The 19,899-nt window shown below is 43.5% G+C and carries 20 protein-coding genes and 1 tRNA gene; 11 read left to right on the plus strand and 10 right to left on the minus strand.

Going from position 1 to position 19,899, the window contains the following annotated elements:
- Positions 1-176 precede the first annotated feature (176 nt).
- The gene (locus tag LAQ65_RS16410) at positions 177-3,410 is read left to right on the plus strand and encodes an alkaline phosphatase family protein (RefSeq protein WP_224118082.1); all 3,234 of its coding nucleotides are present in this window, start codon (positions 177-179) and stop codon (positions 3,408-3,410) included.
- A 75-nt stretch (positions 3,411-3,485) separates the two neighbouring features.
- Here the strand turns inward: LAQ65_RS16410 and LAQ65_RS16415 are convergent, their stop codons facing one another.
- The 5 genes from LAQ65_RS16415 to LAQ65_RS16435 form a co-directional block, all read right to left on the minus strand.
- Positions 3,486-4,724 (minus strand): DUF3570 domain-containing protein, encoded by a 1,239-nt coding sequence (locus tag LAQ65_RS16415; protein WP_224118083.1) that lies wholly within the window; start codon positions 4,722-4,724, stop codon positions 3,486-3,488.
- Between the two features lie 23 nt (positions 4,725-4,747).
- A complete protein-coding gene (locus LAQ65_RS16420) occupies positions 4,748-4,963 on the minus strand; it encodes a DUF4266 domain-containing protein (RefSeq protein WP_224118084.1) in 216 nt (71 codons plus the stop codon).
- Positions 4,964-4,973: 10 nt separating this feature from the next.
- Positions 4,974-5,924: an FAD:protein FMN transferase gene (locus LAQ65_RS16425; RefSeq protein ID WP_224118085.1), complete on the minus strand. Its 951-nt coding sequence runs from the start codon at positions 5,922-5,924 to the stop codon at positions 4,974-4,976.
- Positions 5,911-6,351, minus strand: coding sequence for a thioredoxin family protein (locus tag LAQ65_RS16430; RefSeq protein ID WP_224118086.1), 441 nt, complete (start codon positions 6,349-6,351; stop codon positions 5,911-5,913). Before LAQ65_RS16430 ends, LAQ65_RS16425 begins: the two co-directional genes overlap by 14 nt.
- 186 nt (positions 6,352-6,537) lie before the next feature.
- Positions 6,538-6,609 (minus strand) — tRNA-Arg (locus tag LAQ65_RS16435).
- Between the two features lie 205 nt (positions 6,610-6,814).
- Between LAQ65_RS16435 and LAQ65_RS16440 the strand changes: the two genes are divergently transcribed.
- Positions 6,815-7,465 carry a tetratricopeptide repeat protein gene (locus LAQ65_RS16440; protein ID WP_224118087.1) on the plus strand — a complete coding sequence of 217 codons (651 nt, stop codon included), beginning with the start codon at positions 6,815-6,817 and terminating at the stop codon, positions 7,463-7,465.
- Here the strand turns inward: LAQ65_RS16440 and LAQ65_RS16445 are convergent.
- Positions 7,462-7,929 carry an SRPBCC family protein gene (locus LAQ65_RS16445; protein ID WP_224118088.1) on the minus strand — a complete coding sequence of 156 codons (468 nt, stop codon included), beginning with the start codon at positions 7,927-7,929 and terminating at the stop codon, positions 7,462-7,464. The two genes, LAQ65_RS16440 and LAQ65_RS16445, sit on opposite strands and share 4 nt — an antisense overlap.
- Positions 7,930-8,006: 77 nt before the next feature.
- Here LAQ65_RS16445 and LAQ65_RS16450 point away from each other — a divergent pair, with 77 nt between their 5' ends.
- From LAQ65_RS16450 to LAQ65_RS16470, 5 genes are all read left to right on the plus strand, one after another.
- Complete coding sequence (locus LAQ65_RS16450; protein WP_224118089.1) at positions 8,007-9,467, plus strand: Ig-like domain-containing domain; 1,461 nt, start codon at positions 8,007-8,009, stop codon at positions 9,465-9,467.
- 9 nt (positions 9,468-9,476) lie between these two features.
- Positions 9,477-10,091, plus strand: coding sequence for a recombination mediator RecR (recR, locus tag LAQ65_RS16455; RefSeq protein ID WP_224118090.1), 615 nt, complete (start codon positions 9,477-9,479; stop codon positions 10,089-10,091).
- 225 nt (positions 10,092-10,316) lie between these two features.
- On the plus strand, positions 10,317-11,333 hold the full coding sequence (locus LAQ65_RS21280) for a homocysteine S-methyltransferase family protein (protein ID WP_224118091.1): 1,017 nt from the start codon (positions 10,317-10,319) through the stop codon (positions 11,331-11,333).
- On the plus strand, positions 11,333-14,026 hold the full coding sequence (gene metH / locus LAQ65_RS16465; RefSeq protein WP_224118092.1) for a methionine synthase: 2,694 nt from the start codon (positions 11,333-11,335) through the stop codon (positions 14,024-14,026). Before LAQ65_RS21280 ends, metH begins: the two co-directional genes overlap by 1 nt.
- Positions 14,027-14,046: 20 nt before the next feature.
- Positions 14,047-14,373: a DMT family transporter gene (locus LAQ65_RS16470; protein WP_224118093.1), complete on the plus strand. Its 327-nt coding sequence runs from the start codon at positions 14,047-14,049 to the stop codon at positions 14,371-14,373.
- Here LAQ65_RS16470 and LAQ65_RS16475 read toward each other — a convergent pair.
- Both LAQ65_RS16475 and LAQ65_RS16480 read right to left on the minus strand, forming a co-directional pair.
- Entirely contained in the window at positions 14,368-15,138 is a 771-nt protein-coding gene (locus LAQ65_RS16475; RefSeq protein WP_224118094.1) for a CPBP family intramembrane glutamic endopeptidase, read from the minus strand. The two genes, LAQ65_RS16470 and LAQ65_RS16475, sit on opposite strands and share 6 nt — an antisense overlap.
- A 26-nt stretch (positions 15,139-15,164) precedes the next feature.
- Positions 15,165-15,896, minus strand: a complete 732-nt coding sequence (locus LAQ65_RS16480) for an LOG family protein (protein ID WP_224118095.1) — start codon at positions 15,894-15,896, stop codon at positions 15,165-15,167.
- Between the two features lie 51 nt (positions 15,897-15,947).
- On the opposite strand from LAQ65_RS16480, the gene LAQ65_RS16485 reads away from it, so the two are divergent.
- The 4 genes from LAQ65_RS16485 to LAQ65_RS16500 all read left to right on the plus strand — a co-directional run bounded on the left by LAQ65_RS16485 (position 15,948) and on the right by LAQ65_RS16500 (position 17,828).
- Positions 15,948-16,715, plus strand: coding sequence for an exodeoxyribonuclease III (locus LAQ65_RS16485; RefSeq protein ID WP_224118096.1), 768 nt, complete (start codon positions 15,948-15,950; stop codon positions 16,713-16,715).
- A 9-nt stretch (positions 16,716-16,724) separates the two neighbouring features.
- Positions 16,725-17,030 (plus strand): DUF4286 family protein, encoded by a 306-nt coding sequence (locus LAQ65_RS16490; protein ID WP_224118097.1) that lies wholly within the window; start codon positions 16,725-16,727, stop codon positions 17,028-17,030.
- A 276-nt stretch (positions 17,031-17,306) separates the two neighbouring features.
- Positions 17,307-17,594, plus strand: coding sequence for an HU family DNA-binding protein (locus tag LAQ65_RS16495; protein WP_224118470.1), 288 nt, complete (start codon positions 17,307-17,309; stop codon positions 17,592-17,594).
- 111 nt (positions 17,595-17,705) lie between these two features.
- Positions 17,706-17,828, plus strand: a complete 123-nt coding sequence (locus LAQ65_RS16500; protein WP_224118098.1) for a 30S ribosomal protein THX — start codon at positions 17,706-17,708, stop codon at positions 17,826-17,828.
- A 254-nt stretch (positions 17,829-18,082) separates the two neighbouring features.
- Here LAQ65_RS16500 and pdxH read toward each other — a convergent pair whose 3' ends face one another.
- Together pdxH and LAQ65_RS16510 are read right to left on the minus strand one after the other, a co-directional pair.
- Positions 18,083-18,727 carry a pyridoxamine 5'-phosphate oxidase gene (gene pdxH, locus LAQ65_RS16505; RefSeq protein ID WP_224118099.1) on the minus strand — a complete coding sequence of 215 codons (645 nt, stop codon included), beginning with the start codon at positions 18,725-18,727 and terminating at the stop codon, positions 18,083-18,085.
- Between the two features lie 119 nt (positions 18,728-18,846).
- Positions 18,847-19,878, minus strand: coding sequence for a hypothetical protein (locus tag LAQ65_RS16510; RefSeq protein WP_224118100.1), 1,032 nt, complete (start codon positions 19,876-19,878; stop codon positions 18,847-18,849).
- Positions 19,879-19,899 lie beyond the last annotated feature (21 nt).

Below are 19,899 nucleotides of genomic sequence, written 5' to 3' on the forward strand. Positions count from 1 at the left end.
TCAATGTACTGAAAATCAAATAACCTATCACTATTAATCAACTGCACTCCGGAGTTTTGGGTAAATTTAATACACTGTTATTCTATGCCACAATAATACCTGGCATAGACGCCGCTACCGGTCTTTTTGAGAAAAAGAAAAAGAATGGTAGTATTGGACCTGAAAATTTAACACTAATGAGGCCTTTTCTTTTATACATATTATGTTTACTTGCAATTAATAGTAACTCCCAACCCGTTGCTTACACTACCGCCAATGCACATTCGCATAATGACTACGAGCAAAAAGTTCCATTTCATACTGCATATAATGAACAATTCGGATCCATCGAAGCAGATATCCATCTTGTAAAGGGGCAATTACTTGTAGGCCACGACCCGGAAGATCTTAAGGAAAACAGGACCCTTGAGAACATGTACCTGGTTCCGCTTATTGAATACAATGATAAAAACAGAAAGCTGCAGATTTTAATTGACCTTAAAACTGAAGCCATATCAACCCTTAATGCCCTGGTTACTACTTTAAAAAAATATCCTGCGATCATTGAAAGCAAATCGATAAGGATAGTTGTAACCGGCAATAAACCTAACCAGAAACAATTTGGGCAATATCCTGATTTCATTTGGTTTGATGGAAACCTGAATGAAAATTATACAGCCGGGGAACTGAAAAAAATTGCCATGCTCAGTGCTGATTTTGGCAGTTACACCAAGGGGAATAACGCGTTGCCAATACTTAATGAGGACCGCAAAAAGATTATTGCAGCTATTGACAAAGGCCATAAACTAAAAAAGCCGGTCCGCTTCTGGGGTGGACCCGATTCTCCTGAAGCCTGGGAAGAAATGATCAATCTTAAAGTCGATTACATCAATACTGACCATATCCACGAACTTTCTGATTTCCTTACCAACCGGAATAAATCAGTTCGCCTTTTACCGTATAACCGTATCATCCGGTCGGCAGGGGAAGTAATCAGGTATGGACAGCCAGAACTTGAAAACCATGCATTGGATGTTGCCATCCTGGAAAAAAACAGCCTTGTGGTTGTAGAAGACCGGTATGGAATATTTATTGTGGATATAAATAGTAAAAAGATAGTAGGCAAGTGGAGTTTTGGGGATATGCCAGATTATAGTGGTTACATGAGTACGTATTCCGGAATTAAAACTTTCCAGGAAAATGGAAAGACCTGGATCGTTTGGAGTGCAGTGGGCAGAACTGGCGGGCAGGCAGCCCTGATGATCGCTGAATGGGATAAGGGAATAAGGAATGTAAGGGATATACAATTTGAAACACTGGCTCCGGCCGACAATGCCATCCCGAATGAAATAGCAATAGCCAGGGAAAATAATTCCCTGTTCCTTTATGTTGTTCTCAATGGCAATAATGAATTGTTGAAAATTGACTGGAATACCCAGAAAATTATTTGGAAAACAGCCACAGGTGTTGCACCGTACGGACTAACTATCGCCAATAATAAAATTTATGTAAGCAACTGGGCGGGCGAAACAGCTACTGATTCGCTCCGGGAAAGAGCTGGAGTGCCCTGGGGACTTGCCTATACTGATCCACGTACAGGTGCAACTGCCGGAGGGACTGTTTCCGTTTTTGATATTACCAATGGAAAACAGACGGCAGAAATCAGGGTAGGACTTCATCCCAATGCAATCAGGGCATCAAACGATGGAAAATTCATTTATGTTGCCAATGGTTCAAGTGATGAGGTTTCTGTAATAAATTCCAGTTACAACAGTGTTTCAGAAACTATTTTTGTAGGAAGGCTAAGGGGTAAGGAATCATACCAGGGCAGTACACCAAATGGACTCGAACTAAATGAGGATAATTCAATACTGTATGTGTCAAATGGTATGGATAACGCAGTAGCTGTTGTACATCTTGGTAAAAATGCCTCTTCAACAGGAAAAAATAAATCATCAGTCATTGGTTATATACCAACAGAAGCCTACCCTGCCGGATTAAAACTAACCGGTAATTCATTAGTAGTTGCCAACCTTGAAGCTGACGGAGCCAATGTTATCGATCAAAACAAACACGCGAGACAGATTCACAATGAACTAGCTTCCATCAGTATTATTCCTGTTCCCGATAAGCCAACACTTGAAATATACACGCAGGAAGTAGCGCAATTGAATTTGATGAACAGGATGGACCTGCTATCATTGCCCCCAAGAACTGGTGTAGCTCCAGTTCCTGTTCCGGAAAGGTTAGGAGAACCATCTGTATTCAAGCATGTCGTTTATATCATTAAGGAAAACAAGACCTATGACCAGGTTTTTGGCGACATGCAAAAAGGGCGAAGCGATAGCAGCCTCTGTGTATTCGGGGAAAAGGTAACGCCCAATACACACGCCCTTGCCAGGCAATTTGGATGGATGGATGATTACAATGCATCAGGAAAATCATCTGCAGAAGGGCACCAGTGGACTGACGCAGGGATGGTATCCGATTACGTTGAAAAAAATGTAAGGGCATGGTTCAGGAGTTACCCGCATCGCCAGGCAGATGCCCTGGTATACAATAAAAACGGATTCATCTGGAACCAGGCATTGGACTATGGAAAAAAAGTCCGGATATATGGCGAAGCCTGTACATCAATATATGACCCTAAACTGAAATGGATCGATATTTATAATAATTATAAAGCAGGAAAAAAACCGGTATGGACTAATACAAGCACCATTGCAAGAATTTTACCGGTTATTTCCCCAACTTACCCAGATTGCGACAACATTACTTTTACTGATCAATACCGGGCAGATATTTTTATCAATGAATGGAAGCAATATGAACAGGGCGACAGTTTACCCGACCTGCTTTTACTGTCGCTGCCCAATGATCACAGTGCCGGCACATCCCCTGATTTCCCAACCCCGAATGCAATGGTGGCTGACAATGACCTGGCCCTGGGCAGGATAATAGAAACCATCACAAAAAGTAAATACTGGGACTCAACGGTAATTTTTGTAACAGAAGATGATTCACAAAGCGGCTGGGACCATATATCAGCTTACAGGACGATTGGCCTTACTATAAGTCCATATAGCAACCGCAGTCTTGTATCTGCCCATTACAACCAAACTTCAATGCTCAGGACAATAGAGCAAATCCTTGGCATTCCTCCTATGAATATTATGGATGCTACGGCAAGGTTAATGACTGATTGTTTCCAAAACAAGCCCGACAGGTCAGGATTCACAGCAATACCTAACAATATCCCTTTAGACCAAATGAACCTCCCCTTGCAAAGCCTGCGCGGCAGGGCAAAAAAACTTGCAGAGCAATCACAGAATGAGGTATTCAATGAAGTGGATGGAGGAAAGGATGATGAAATGAACAAAATAATTTGGGCTTATGCAAAAGGCAAGCGCAAGTATCCAAAGAGGAAGTAAGGTCTGTTTAACCAAAGTATAAAAAAAGCAGGTGGGTTGCCACCTGCTTTTTTATTCTTCAATTTTGAATGTCCTTTATTTAAATGTGAAGGCAAAGGTTATAACATGTGCATATAAGTCTGTTGTTTGGGTGTAATGTCCGTACCGGGCCTCCATAGCACTTACATGTTGGTTAAAGATACCACCGGGCGGCGCAAGGTGAATGCCAACACCCATAAACTGACTGTTCAAAGCAGATAAGGAATAATTGCTGGTATAATATTGGTCAGCAGCCGTATGTGTTCCGATAGCACCGAAATATTTTGACCCCGTTTGGGTATAATACCTGTAAAAAGGTGAAACAGAAAAGAAGGAGGTAATCTTAACCGGCACTTCCAGTTCAGCAGTATGTGAAGTTATTCCCCAATCATCTTTATAATACCGGTAATAGCTGCGCAGAACTACCTTATCACCCAGGAAATAATTTAGCCTGAAACCAAGTGGTATTTTTACCCGTGAACTAGGCAGGTTTTCAACATGCACCGTACCGTCATTAAAATAAACCCTGTGAAAAGGCAGGCCGAGGTATCCGCTTTGTGCAACAAGGTCCAACATAACACTAAACTGCATGCGGGTATTTACAATCTGGTCTACGGAAGTGGATAATGTAAACGTGTTCCTTGGGCTGGTAGGTATATTCTCTTTTTCTGACTCGCCGTCACCTGATACAACCCTGCCACTTGCAGTTGTATACGTTGAAGGTTGGGTGGGCACAGAAGCAGGAATTAATTCAGAGGGATAGATCAGCGTCACTTTGTCAAAGAAATTTGAAATTTTACCATTGATTTCAGTGTTTGAGCTAATCTTCCTGGTTGCATGGGCTTCCAATCCAAAAGATTTATAATTATATTCAGTTGAAAAATAGGTACCGAAACCAAAACTATTCCCTTTGATATTCTCAACAGTATAGTTAAGCGAGGGGTAAAAGCGGGTTCCGTTTGTATTAGATGCACCGGTTTTGGAAACATAGGCAGCAGAAGCTGCAGTGTGGTGGTCGAAACCTATTTCCCCGCTCAGCGTATGCTTGTTATGCGCCATGTCCCATCCAACAAATTTCAATTCAAGGCCATTGGCAAAATCCACAACATGTTCATTACCCAAACCTCCCATTACCGCGGAATGGTTCCCCTCCTGGGTATAATAGCTTGATACCAGGTTAATTTCGTCCAGCCGCAATGGCTTGGGATCGTAGAGTGTATCGGCGCGGTTGCTTTGTCCAAAAGCACTGACAAGATTGATATACAAGCCAATTACGGCCAAAGACAATTTTCGCATGTCAATAAAATAATTGTTTGAAATTAATTACAGCCGCAACCGCCGCCTGTTTTGCCACCATTTGCACCGGCAGACCCTTCCCGGTAAGTTTGAAAATTCAATTCTGTTTTCTGGCTTTTCCTGGTTCCCAGCGACATGTCTGAATCATTGAGCTTGCTCTTCTGGTACTCCTTTACTGATGTGCAGGAAACCAGGCCTAAGACCAGAAAGACAAAGAAAACACCGGTTATTTTTTTCATGATGAATTATTTATGCAAAATGCAGGTTTCCCGAAGTGTAAATTTTATCGTTATCGTCAATAATAATTGCTTCAATATTCTTTAGCTGGTTGATCATATCAAGGCCCGTGCGGATACCCATTATCGTTACAGGAGTAGCCATGGCATCAGCAATTTCCGCATTGGGGGTAATTATCGTAACACTTTTGATCCCCTGCACCGGCAGGCCGGTCCGGGGATTAATGGTATGGGAATATTTTACGCCATTAATCATAGTAAATTTTTCATAATTGCCGGATGTGGCTACTGCCATATCCGTTACCTCAAGCACTGAGAATATTTTATTGGCGAAATTCGGATTTACGATTCCAACTGTCCATGGCTTCCCATCAGGTTGCACTCCCCATGCGGCCAAATCACCTGAGGCATTCACAATACCACTCTCAACCCCCGATTCTTTCAGCAACTGCTTTGCCTTTTCAGCAGCATACCCTTTGCCGATGCCACCAAAGCCAATACGCATTCCCTTTTCTTTTAAATAAACAGTATGCTCTTTTTCGTCTAACAGGATGTTCCTGTAATTAATAAGCCGCACCATTTTTTTTGCGGTTTTGGCATCAGGCAAACGGGTCATTGTTTGGTCAAAGTTCCAGAGTCTTTTATCTATAGAACCGTATGTAATGTCAAATGCTCCCTGTGTTATATCTGAAATCCTGATGGATCGCTTTATCAGCTGGAATGTTTCCTCGCTTACTTTAACAGGAGATATACCGGCTGCCCGGTTCACCTGGTTGGTTTCGCTGTTCTCGTCATAAGTAGTCAGTAATTGCTCAATTCTTTTTATTTCTGCAACAGCAGCAGCAATTCTGTCATTGGCCCATTCCGCATCAGGGGAAACAACCGTAATTTCAAAACGGTTTCCCATCAGCTTCATAGCCTGTTTATGAATACAGGATGCTATGGCGTTTTTAGTTGCCGGCATCTATTGCCTGTTTGACTTCATTGGTAAATGCTTCAGCACTTTCCTTGGGAAAACCATCCCAGGCCTTAATTATTTTTCCATCAGCATTTAATAAAACTGTGTACGGAAAATGGCCGGCTGAATTGTAGGTATCTGCTAATTTTTCATTTTGTTGCTCCTGCGCTTTAGGCAACTGGTTTTTTTTCAGTCTCGGGAAATCAGCGTTAACCAACACCAGTTGTTCGTTGGCGAATGAAGTGAATGCTTCACTGTCAAAAATTTCCTTATGCAGCCTGATACAGGGACCACACCAGTCAGACCCGGAAAAATTCAGTAAAATATACTGGTGCTTTTCCAGTGCGGCCTTCTTAGCCTCCGTAAAATCTGTAAACCAGGTTGCGGAAGTAACTGTGAATAGAGATACTAGAGCAATAGCCAATAACTTCATACGATTTTCCTTTTATTCGTTTCAGGAGATGTTCCAACATCATTTCAGGGAATAAAAGTACCTATGGCAATTGTTAAACGGGAATGAGGTATGTTAAATGACGAAAAATTAGCATATCCACAACATAGGGACATAAAAAAACCGCATCATAAATCAGTGATTAATAATGCGGTTATCACTTGTTTGTAGTCCCGACAGGAATCGAACCTGTATCTAAAGTTTAGGAAACTTCTATTCTATCCATTGAACTACGGGACCAGGAATTTTCTTCCGGGCAGCAAAAATAATGGTTTTGCCTATTCAGCGATCGGTATTGTTATAATTGCGTCCATTAAGTCACACATATTACTCAATTACAACATGTTAACTTAATTTATTTTACCCGCCGGGTTTTACCCGGCAGGTAATACCCGGCGGGTAAAATAGCCTGCCCTTCCCTATCTTTGCCGTCCATTTGAACATTATGAAGTTTTATAATTTAGTTATCCGCTATAGACTGTATATCGGTGTTGCCTTCCTGATCCTAGCCGTAGTAACCAATATTTACGGCGGTTTTTGGCCTGCCTTCCTGCCTTACCTGATTGGTGCCATCCTTATTTTCGGCCATTTTTTCTTTGGCCCAATGCGCCTCATTCAGGAGCATATGGAATCCGGCGATATGGAAGCAGCCGAAAAAGTGCTTTCCGCCATTAAATATCCCAACCTGCTGTACAAACCCATCCGCTCGGTATTTTATACCCTGAAGGGGAATATCGCCATGATGAAGCAGGACTATGACGGTGCTGAAAAAATGATGCAAAAGGGCCTGGACCTGGGTATGCCCATGAAGGAAGCCGAAGGTGCAAGTTTGCTTCAGATGGGCATGATCGCCATGCAACGCAGCGACCTGAAGGGTGCTGAAAGCCATATCCGCATGGCCTTACGCAAAGGTTTACCCGACAAGGAAAATGAAGCTGCGGCATACCTCCAGATGTGCAGCATCATGATGACCAAAAGGGAATTTCGCAGCGCAAAAGATTTTTTCCGCAAGGCAAAAGCCCTGAAACCAACCACCCCGCAAATCATAGACCAGATCAAACAGATAGAGAAGTATATCGCCAGGATGCCGGGTTAATTCCAGCGACCGAATAATTCTTCGACTTTCCTGAACCGGAAATTAAAAATTCCGTTGAGCTGTTGCCGCACAAACAGGCTATTGGCTACATCACCCAATATCCAAAGGGGCAGTTTATAATGCACGATATCAGTCATCTCAACCCCACCTTCAATAGCCTTAAAATGATGCTGGTGGTGCCACATGGCATATGGCCCGAACCTTTGTTCATCTACAAAATACTTACCCGCATCTACATGCGTAATTTCGGTCATCCAGTATAATGGCACGCCTAATAAAGGCTTTACCGTATACTCGATGATCTGGCCGGCATACATTTTTTCGCCGTGATGCGCTGAAATGATCTGGAATCCAAGGTGGTTGGGCGTTATATCGGCAAGGTTAGCCGGACTGGAAAAAAAGTCCCAGGCCCTGTCAAGGGATACGGGCAGCCGCTGAACAGTTTTGATAGAATAAACAGCCATTTGTAAAGATTGTAATTTAACAACCCCCAAATGGTAAAAAGGTTCGGGATCTATCTAAAAGCGGCTAAGTTTGCATCTTGAAAAAATCATTGACCGCTATGGCTTCTGCGCCTCCAAAGTTGTGCTGTTCTGCCCTTGTGCTATGTATGCTTGTGCTGTTTAGCAGCCTGATGGAAGGGTGCGCGAATATCATCCCGCCACTTGGCGGACCAAGAGATACCCTGCCACCGGTACTCATTTCAGTTGTACCGCGTGATTCCGTTAAAAACTTCACCGGCCAAAAAATAGTGTTCAACTTTGATGAATATGTAACACTCGACCAGATCCAGGAAAACCTTCTGGTTAGTCCGACCCCGAAAATCAATCCAATAGTGGAGTCGCATCTCCGCACTGTAACTGTCCGGATAAAAGATACCCTGGAACCAAATACAACTTATGTTATCAATTTCGGTAAAGCGATCAGGGATGTTAACGAGAACAACCCACTAAAGAATTTCAGGTACATTTTTACTACGGGCACTTACCTTGATTCCATGGAACTGCCCGGGAAAGTGATTCTCGCAGAAAACGGTAAAACAGATAGTACGCTGATTGTTGTGCTGCATAAAAATCTTGATGATTCCGCAATTGTTAATGACCGTCCGAGGTATTATACCCATGTAGATAAAGAAGGCAAATTCAATTTCACTAACCTGGCGCCTGGCACTTATGCGATCTACGCTTTAAAAAGTGAAGGAGGTGGAAGATCCTATATGTCTCCAAGCCAGTTATTCGCGTTCGCAGACAAACCTGTTGTACTGAACGGATCACAGGAACCCATTATACTTTATGCTTACGCTGAACCTGCTGAAATCAAAAAACCAAAAGGCAAAACTACCCCTACACAGCCTGCCACCAAAAAGAAATCTGCTGAGGAGGAGAAACAAGATAAGCGCTTAAAATATTCCTTAAACATGCAGGGTGGCCAGCAAGACATATTGCAACCCCTTATTATCACTTTTGCTGCACCGTTAAAAGAATTCGATTCCACTAAATTCAGGTTCACCAATAATAAATTTGAAAACATTACAAATTACCAGTTGGAAAAAGACAGCACGAATACCATTTTTAAACTCAGGTACAACTGGCCGCTGGAACAGGAATTCAATATTATTGCTGAAAAAGGCATGGCTTCCGACAGTACTGGAAAATCACTAACAAAAAATGATACCATTCATTTTCGCACCATGAAAGACAGCGATTATGGCAGCCTTAAACTGCGGTTCTCCAATATTGACACCTCGCGAAAGCCGGTTTTGCTGTTGGTCCAGGCAGAAAAAATCATGTATAGCTATCCAATAAAAGGGCGTGAATTATTCATCAAGCGGTTCAGGCCCGCGGAATTTGAATTACAGGTGCTCTATGATGAAAATGGTAATGGCCATTGGGATCATGGCAGTTTCTTTGGTACCAGGCGCCAGCCGGAAAAAGTACAGGCCATTGCCAAAAAGCTGAACATCAAAGCCAACTGGGATAACGAAGTGGATATTACCTTGTAACTTTGCAGTATGCAACTACCATCGGCCTTATTGGAACAGGCGGTTAATGAATTCAGTAAATTGCCCGGCATTGGAAAAAAAACAGCACTTCGGCTGGTACTTCATTTGCTGAAACAGGATCCCGAAAAAGTGCAGGCTTTCACCAGCGCAGTTACCCGCGTTCGCACAGAAACACATTTATGCCAGCGTTGCTTCAATATTTCGGATACCCTGCTGTGCACCATTTGCGCTAATCCCATGCGAAAGCAGGACATAATATGCGTAGTTGAAAGTATCCGGGATGTAATTGCTATTGAAAGCACACAGCAATTCAATGGAACCTATCATATTCTCGGCGGTATCATTTCACCACTTGACGGTATCGGTCCCGATCAACTCTATATCGACCCGCTGCTCAAGCGCGCCAAAGAAGAGGAAACAACTGAAATCATCTTTGCCCTTAACCCCACAATACAGGGCGATACTACTATTTATTATATCCAGAAAAAATTACAACCGTCAGCCATAAAAATCACCACCATTGCCCGGGGAATTTCCTTTGGCGGAGAACTTGAATATGCCGATGAAATGACCCTCGCCCGAAGCCTCCAGCACCGAATGCCCGTTGAGCAGTTACGTGTTTAAGGACCCCATACCCCTGGTTATGCTATTCACTATTCACTTTCTTCGTATCTTTGCGCCTGCACAGGCGGATTTATTTATTGTTCGGCCTGTCGCCCGCCTTTACCAGCGGGTAAACTGAACTAATAAATGCCTCCGGAATTTCCTTCTTGATTTCCCCCGCGTTTATTAAGTTCAACAAGATTGTGAGCCACTGGTTCACCAGTTGATTATTTAAAATGTAAGCACATGACCGACCTCAAAAAAGCATTGCAGGAAAGGATACTTGTCTTAGATGGCGCAATGGGTACCATGATACAGCGGCATCGGCTCTCAGAAGCTGATTATCGCGGCGAAAGATTCAAGGACTGGCCCTCGGACGTGAAAGGGAATAATGACCTGCTTTGCCTTACCCAACCAGCCATCATTGAAAGTATACACCGCGAATATCTATCTGCCGGCTCGGACATCATCGAAACCAATACTTTCAATGCGCAGCGCGTGAGCCTGGCCGATTACCACATGGAATCACTGGCCTATGAAATCAATTTCGAAGCAGCAAAAATTGCAAAAAAAGCGGCCGCAGAATTCACCGCTCAAACACCAGGCAAGCCACGCTTTGTTGCCGGCGCTATTGGTCCCATGAATAAAACACTGAGCCTTTCCCCAGATGTCAATAACCCGGGGTTCCGCGGGCTATTATGGGATGAAGCAGTGGCAGCCTACTATGAACAGGTGAGTGGCCTTGTGGATGGTGGTGCAGACCTGCTGCTGATAGAAACTATTTTTGATACCCTTAATGCCAAAGCGGCAATTTTTGCCATTAAGAAATACTTCCAGGATACAAAAAAACCGGAACTGCCGATTATGATCAGCGGAACTATAACTGACGCGTCGGGGAGAACTTTAAGCGGACAAACGCTGGAAGCTTTTTATATATCCCTTATGCATGCCAAGCCATTAAGCATCGGGCTGAACTGCGCACTTGGTGCAGCAGACATGCGTAGCCATATAGAGGAACTTAGCCATATCGCATCATGCTATACTTCAGCATATCCAAATGCCGGGCTTCCTAATACCATGGGAGAATATGATGAACAACCCGAGCAAACCGCCCACTTCCTGGAAGACTGGGCCCGCGAAGGATTTGTGAATATTGTAGGCGGATGCTGCGGCACCACCCCGGACCATATCCGCCATATCGCCGAACACGTTAAACAATTCAAACCAAGGCAACTTCCCGTTGTTGAAACTGCCATTGCATAATGAACAGCATTAAACCATACCTGCGTTTAGCCGGACTTGAACCTTTAGTCGTTCGTCCGGAAACAAATTTTGTAAATATCGGAGAGCGAACCAATGTTACCGGATCAAAAATGTTTGCGCGGCTGATCCGCGAAAATAAATACGAAGAGGCATTATCAGTAGCCCGCCAGCAAGTGGAAAACGGCGCACAGGTCATCGACGTAAATATGGATGATGCCCTGCTCGACGGCGTACATGCCATGACGACCTTCCTGAACCTGGTGCAAAGCGAACCCGATATAGCCCGCATTCCTATAATGATCGATTCATCGAAGTTCGAAATCATTGAAGCCGGATTAAAATGTGTCCAGGGAAAATGCATCGTTAACTCAATCTCCATGAAAGAAGGAGAAGAGAAATTTATCCGGGAGGCCAATATCTGCAGGCTTTTCGGGGCAGCAGTGGTCGTTATGGCTTTCGATGAAAAGGGTCAGGCAGATACCCTGGAAAGGAAAGTGGAAATCTGCACAAGGGCATATAAGATCCTGACCGAAAAAGTCGGGTTCGATCCTCAGGACATCATTTTCGACCCCAATATTTTTGCTATAGCTACCGGGCTGGAAGAACATAATAATTACGCCGTTGATTTCATCGAGGCAACACGCATCATTAAACGAAATATGCCGCTGGCAAAAGTAAGCGGGGGTGTGAGCAACCTTTCCTTCTCGTTCCGTGGCAATGATCATGTCCGTGAAGCAATGCACAGCGTATTCCTGTTTCATGCCATTAAAGCTGGTATGGATATGGGTATTGTCAATGCCGGCCAGCTGGTAGTATATGATGAAATTGAACCCGCACTTCGTGAGCTTTGTGAAGATGTGATCTTGAACCGCAACAACGATAATAATGAAGCCACCGAAAAGCTGATCAATTTCGCAGAAACCGTTAAAGCAAAAGGCAAAGAGATTATTAAAGATGAAGCCTGGCGAAAGGATACAGTGGAAGCAAGACTCACTCATTCCCTCATCAACGGCATCACTGATTACATTGATATCGATACTGAAGAAGCGCGGCTGAAGTATCCACGCCCCCTGGATGTTATCGAAGGCCCGCTGATGGATGGCATGAATGTAGTGGGCGACCTGTTTGGTGCAGGGAAAATGTTTTTACCGCAAGTGGTAAAAAGTGCCCGGGTAATGAAGAAAAGTGTAGCCTGGCTATTCCCTTTCATTGAAGAAGAAAAGAAAAACAATCCATTAGCCAAACAGGGAAGTGCGGCAAAAATTTTACTGGCTACCGTAAAAGGTGATGTGCATGATATTGGCAAAAATATTGTTGGCGTGGTGCTGGGGTGTAATGGTTATGATATTATTGACCTCGGTGTAATGGTTCCTGCCGATAAAATCCTGGATACTGCCATCAAAGAAAAAGTAGACATTATTGGATTAAGCGGATTAATAACACCATCCCTCGACGAAATGGTGCATATTGCCCATGAAATGAAAAGGCGGGGCATGGTGTTGCCGCTATTGATAGGGGGAGCGACAACCAGCCGCATGCATACCGCAGTTAAGATTGCACCACAATACGACCATGGTGTTGTGCATGTGCTTGATGCTTCAAGGAGCGTAACCGTTGCCGGATCTTTACTAAATGAAGAAAGCAAGAAAAAATTCCTGCAGGATACCGGCAGTGAATATGAAAAATTGCGGGATGATTTCCAGCGTAAAAGAACCATCAAACAGTATATCGATTTTAATGCGGCACAGAAAAACAAAGTCCAGATTAACTGGGCTGATTACAATCCTGTCGTTCCAGGTTTCACCGGTACAAAAGCATTTGATGCCGCAGACCTGGATTTGATATCACGATATATTGACTGGGGACCATTTTTCATTGCATGGGAATTAGGTGGCAGGTTCCCGCAACTGCTGGAAGATGAAGTTATAGGGAAGGAAGCAACAAAACTTTTTGAAGATGCAAAAAGCCTGTTGCACAAAATCATAAAAGAAAAATGGCTTACCGCGAAAGGTGTGGTTGGCTTCTGGCCTGCGAATACAGATGGTGCAGATACAATAGTTGTGAAACGGGGAGATTCAGTTGTGAAACTCGAAGCCATCAGGCAGCAAATCAAAAAAGCACCGGGGCAACCCAATTTTTCACTGGCCGATTTTATTGCTCCTGCAGACACCGGGAAGCCTGATTTTATCGGTGCTTTTTCTGTTACCATAGATGGTATTGAAGAACATATTAAAAGGTTCCAGGACAATCACGACGATTACAATAAAATTATGCTGCAGGCCCTGGCCGACCGGCTCGCGGAGGCTTTTGCAGAATGGTTGCATGAACAGGTCCGTAAGGAATTCTGGGGGTATGCAAAAGATGAGCATTTAAATACCGAAGGACTCATCAGGGAAGAATATACCGGTATAAGGCCTGCTCCTGGTTACCCGGCCTGTCCCGACCATACTGAGAAAATTAAACTTTTTGATTTGCTGGGCGGAGAAAAAAGTACTGGCATCCACCTAACGGAATCACTGGCCATGTACCCGGCATCTTCAGTTTGCGGCTGGTATTTTGCGCATCCCCAAAGCCAGTATTTTGGTGTAGGGAAAATTAAGCCCGACCAACTGGAAGATTATGCACAACGCAAGCAAATGCCTTTGGAAGAAGTCACCCGCTGGCTAAGGCCAATACTTGAAGACGAAGCGTAAAGGATAAATATAATTTCACCATGAACTGGTTATTACTAATCATTGCCGGTTTGTTTGAAGTTGGCTTTGCCACCTGCTTAGGTAAAGCAAAAGAAACAGCCGGCACATTGTCCACTTTATGGATGGGCGGATTTTTTATCTGCCTTACTTTAAGTATGTACCTGCTGTACAAAGCGACCCAAACGTTACCCATTGGCACGGCTTATGCGGTCTGGACGGGCGTTGGCGCGATTGGTACTGTCGTGGTGGGGATATTGGTTTTTAAAGAACCCGCCGACTTCTGGCGGCTATTTTTTTTAACGACCCTTGTTGCATCTATAGTCGGTTTGAAATTTGTTAGCTCATAATAAACCAAGCTCATGCAATTCCAGGTAACAGGTAGTTGCATTGAAGAAAAAATGTACAATGATACCGTACCAGATTGTCTGTGTCCTTTGACGAAGCCAGCCCAGGAACAAGGCAAATGGAAGTAACCAAACAAAGGAGATTATACTCATGTGGATGATGGCAAACAAAAGGGCGGTCATTACTACAGCCTGGCGGCCATGCATTATTTTTAATAACCCTGCCTGGATCACCCCGCGATAAGCCAGTTCTTCTGAAAATGCCGGAAAAAAAGCAATCAGCAGGAACATGGAAATTTTGGGAAAAGGCAATTCCCGGAAAGAGGCAAAATAATAGAGATCGCGGTCAAACACACTCCGGTTGATCCATTTTACACCATAGTTTACCACAATCGCACTGATCACTGCCACTGTAATAACCGATGCCAGCCTCCACCAGGAAAAGCGATTCCAGGCAAGCAATGGCCTGACCAGTTCCCGCATCCTGTAAGCATAAAATATAGCACAGGCAAATAGAAAAACATCAACAATTATTAGTCCGGTTAAGGTCTCTCCTGCCGGTGGCCAAAAATTAAAAATGAGGCAAACAATTAAATTTATACTGAAAAAAGTAACTACCAGGCCACGGTATCTTTCATATGCGCCCTCCCACTCCTCTGAGGGAACAGTTGGGCTTCCGCACTGGTAGCAAACCACCGCATCGGGTTCCATGCGGCTACCGCATGATGAACAGGTATCGGGAGCCTGTATGTCTGTTTCGCTGGCCATTTTTAAATTCAGCTCAAGATAAAGGATTATTTTCTCTCGAATAACCACCACCGCTTTTTACGGGGCTTAACCTCATAATTCGATTTAATATACTTACTGATATGCTCCATGGCTTCATCAATACTGTCTGTCAGCAACACCAGGTTGATATCTTCCCAACTGATAGTTTTTTGTTCGGCCATAAATTTCAGGTAATCAAGAACCGGCTGATAATACGCTTTTCCCATCAGCACAATTGGGAACCGGGTAATCGTGTGGGTTTGCACAAGGGTTAATGTCTCATAAAATTCATCCATGGTACCTACACCGCCAGGCATTATAATAAATGCATAGGAATATTTAACCAGCAATACTTTTCTTACGAAAAAATGCTCAAATGTTATTGAAGTGGTTACATATGGATTGAGTTTCTGTTCATAGGGCAACTGAATATTACAGCCGATAGACCTCCCGCCATGCTCAAATGCCCCGCGATTGGCAGCTTCCATGATGCCGGGCCCACCACCGGTCATGGTATTGAACCCAAGTGCGGCAATTCGTTTGCCACATTCACGGGCCATTACATAATAAGGATGGTCTTCAGAAAATCGCGCGGAGCCAAACACAGTGATAGATGGACCAAGAAAGTGAAGGGTCCTGAAACCTTTAATAAACTGCCTGAAAACGCGGAATGCGAAAAGTAATTCATAACTACGGTCCTTGGGGCCTTCCAGGTAAATTTGCGCCTTCGGGGGAATTATTGGTTTATGCTGAACCATTTCAATAATTTTGGTAAAACTGAGAATCAATTTAATTAAATGAAACGGGTTATGCGAATTATATCTTACAATGTTAACGGCATAAGGGCTGCGATGAATAAAGGATTGATAGACTGGCTGAAAACAGACCCCGCAGATATTATTTGCCTGCAGGAAACCAAAGCGCATCGCGATAATGTAGATTACAAATCGATCCAGGCACTTGGTTTTGATGATTATTGGTATTCTGCAGAAAAAAAGGGCTATAGTGGTGTTGCCATATTCAGCAAAATAAAATCAGACAATGTAGAATTCGGGAACGGGTTCATGAAAAGTGATGCAGAAGGCCGCGTCATCAGGGCAGATTATGGAGATATTACCCTAATCAACGCTTATTTTCCTTCAGGAACATCAGGTGATGAGCGGCAGGAGTATAAATACCAGTGGCTGGAAGAATTTTTCGGGTACACGGAACTGTTAAGAAAAAAAAGACCAAAACTGATTGTCTGTGGCGACTATAATATAGCCCATCGCGAAATTGATATCCATGATCCCAAAGGCAATAAAAAATCTTCCGGATTCCTGCCGGAAGAAAGAGCCTGGATGGACAAGTTTCTGGAGCATGACTGGGTAGACAGTTTCCGGCAATTCCACCCGGAACCACACCGCTACAGTTGGTGGAGCCAGCGATTTCCAGGCGTACGCCTTAACAATAAAGGCTGGCGTATCGATTACATTAATGTCACAAAAGCGCTGCAACCGCAATTACTGGATGCTGACATTTACCCCGATGTAAAGCATAGCGACCATTGCCCTGTTTACCTGAAATTAAAATATTAATATCCCGGTATGTTTATTTATAATGTTACCCTGAAAATAGACTGGTCCATCATGGAAGACTGGTTAAAATGGATGAAAGACGAACATATGCCTGAAGTTTTGTCCACGGGCTGCTTCGAAAACAGCCGTTTACTAAGGTTAATAGAAGTGGATGAAACAGATGGCCCCACTTTTGCTGCACAGTATACAGCAAAGACCCGGGAAGCCTATAACCGGTATATTACGCAGTATGCAGAAATACTCCGGAAAAAAAGCTTTGAAAAATGGGGAAACCGGTTCATTGCCTTCCGTTCAGTTATGGAACTTGTGCACTAATTGTGGATAATAAAAATCTGCAGAAAACATTATTGTGTATATTACCTACCTTCAGCTGTAATGCAGTACTGGTGGGCATTTCAGGATAAATTTAATGAAACCCTTTACTGTAGGGCATTTCAGGGTTTCAGATTCCCGTAATATCAAATTTAAATATTTTATTTTTCTTCTATAATGCTTATTTGGTGCGGGTTCCAGCCACTAAAAACAGTCTTCGAAAAAAAACAAAAAAAAATTTGTTGGAATTAAAAACCGTCTATATTTGTTCTGCTTAAAATTCTAAAATTTTCCACTATGAACAAAGCTGAATTAATCGCTAAAATTGCCGATGACGCAGGCATTACAAAAACCCAGGCAAACGAATCTTTGGATTCTTTCATCGAGGCAGTTACCAAAACCCTGAAAGGTGGTGGTAAAGTTACCCTGGTTGGTTTCGGTACTTTCTCTGTTTCTAAAAGAGCAGCTCGTAATGGTCGCAACCCACAAACTGGTGCTGTGATCAAAATCAAGGCTAAGAAAGTTGCCCGTTTCAAGGCAGGTAAAGAACTGTCTTCAAAATTATAACACTGCGCCACCACAGCATTAAAGTGGGAGAAGAAGGGTGAGTTTACCACTTAGCCTTCTTCTCCCCTTTTTTATGTATTTTTGCGCCCTAAACAACTAAAAAACCAGATCATGGGAAGAGGTGATAAAAAAACCAAAAAAGGAAAGATTTTCAAAGGCTCTTTCGGAAAAAGCAGGCCAGCAAGACCAGCCCAGGCGAAAAAAGCAAAGGCGCCGGTTGTTGTACAGTCTTAATTGAAGAGATGAAAATGTGAAAATGTTACCAGATCGTTTTCACATTTTTTTTAGGAGCAACCCTGAACGATTTGTTCCTGAATGGAAACCGGTTCAGCCCCCACAGGTTGAATACAGGGGGGTGCCGTATAGTCCGAAAATACTTACCGGAATAGGAAGGTAGCCTCCAGCCTGGAAACCAGTGAATAGATGTTTATTGATCGGGTACGTTGAGAGTACAATTTCAATACTAGTTATTGCTTATTGAATACCCCCTAAGGAGCAAGCCTTTCAATACGCCAGTTGCCCGTTTCTTCTAACGAGTAATGGATGCGGTCATGCAAACGGCTTGGCCGGCCCTGCCAGAATTCTACACTTACCGGCTTCAGGCGGTAACCTCCCCAATGTAAAGGCCTTGGAATTTCTTTTCCTTCAAATGCTTTCTGTAATTCTGCTTCAGTAGTTTCCAGGATGCCCCGGCTTTCAATAACCTTACTTTGGGGTGAAGCCCATGCACCGATCCTGCTCGATTCCGGACGGCTTGAAAAATACACATCGCTTTCTTCAGCACTCACTTTTTCAATGAGCCCTGTTATCCTAACCTGCCTTTCCAGTTCCTTCCAGAAAAATACCAGGCAGGCCCTTGGATTTTCATCGAGCTGCTGTCCTTTATAACTATTGTAATTGGTAAAAAAAACAAAGCCTTCTTCAGTAAACCCTTTCAATAAAACAATTCGGGCTGAAGGCAACCCATCAGACGACGCAGTTGCCAGGGTCATTGCATTAACTTCCTCAATCTGGCTGCTGATCGCCTCAGTCCACCAAAGATCGAATTGCCTTATAGGATCATGCTGTACGTCCTTTTCGCTTAAGGAATGTCGTTTATATTCAATGCGGATATCTGCAATAGGTTTTGACATAGTTCCAGTTTGTCCGCAAAGTTAAGGCGATTCGGTTACCGGCAGGGTATAGCAATTTTAGGAAACAGGCAAACGGTCGCATCAAATATTGAATAATATTTGAGCGTATTGTTCAGATTTCAGATAGAAGGATCAGCCTTATCGGGAGTGGAAGTAAACTGTGTTGCTTTGGCAAGCAGTTGCTCAATTTCGGTTATCCTCCGCATTTGGCTATGCAACTTGTTATGGTGCTCAGAAACTTGTTGCAGGTCCTGGTTCAGCTCCTCTAAATAAGTTGTTTTCTTTTGCAATTGCATCCGCTGGAAATTAGCTTCCCGGAGTTTGTCTTCAACATCAGCAAGTGTTCGGGTAGTGCGCTGGCTTTCTTCCAGCAGGTTCAGGTATTTCACCTTTAACTCATCAAGTTCTTTTGTAACCTTAAAATAGGAATCCTGCATTTCTGCGTAGGAACTACCTTCTTTTTGGCTGGTAGCAACATGCGCTTCCAGTTTATGCATTTTCTCCAGCAGGCTATTATAATCGGCATATACTTTTTCCAGGCGCTGTTGCATTTCTTCGCCCAACCTGTTCTGCTGCCTCAATGCGCGGATATCATTTTCCTTTTCCACCAGCTGCACCCGCATATCGCCCATTTGCTTTGTCAGCAAATCGTTGGCATGCACCAGTTCAAGATGCTTCTGTTCCATTTGTTTAAGCTGTTCGATCTGGGACAACAACTGATGCATCCGCTCATTGTGCTGAATCATGTGTTGTTGTGCATCCTGCAATTCCTGCAGGTATTCAGTAGTTTGCCTGGCCGGAGATGCAAGTTCGGCCTGGCTTTCGAGCAATTCTTCCCTTTCCTGCCGCACTGAATCAATTTCCATCGCAAGGAACTGTTCATTTTCGCGCGACAACTTCAGTTCATGCTGAAGTTTCGCTATTCGCTTTTCGTAATCTTCAGTATCATTAAAATATTTCAGCTTCCATTCATCTGCTTCCTGGTAAGCAGCTGTATCCGAAGGCTGTTGCATTTGAAGGCGTGTATTTCTGCGAGAAGTTATAAAGAGGTGAATAGCAAAGCCGAGCGCAATGGCCCCAAATTGAAAAATGATAATTTCTACTATCCCCACGGAGATCCTGATTTCCAATAAATTGAATAACGTAGTCATAATGGTCGGAGTTTTCGGAGT

The sequence above is a fragment of the Flavihumibacter profundi genome, from assembly GCF_020076305.1.
Classification (GTDB): Bacteria; Bacteroidota; Bacteroidia; order Chitinophagales; family Chitinophagaceae; genus Flavihumibacter; species Flavihumibacter profundi.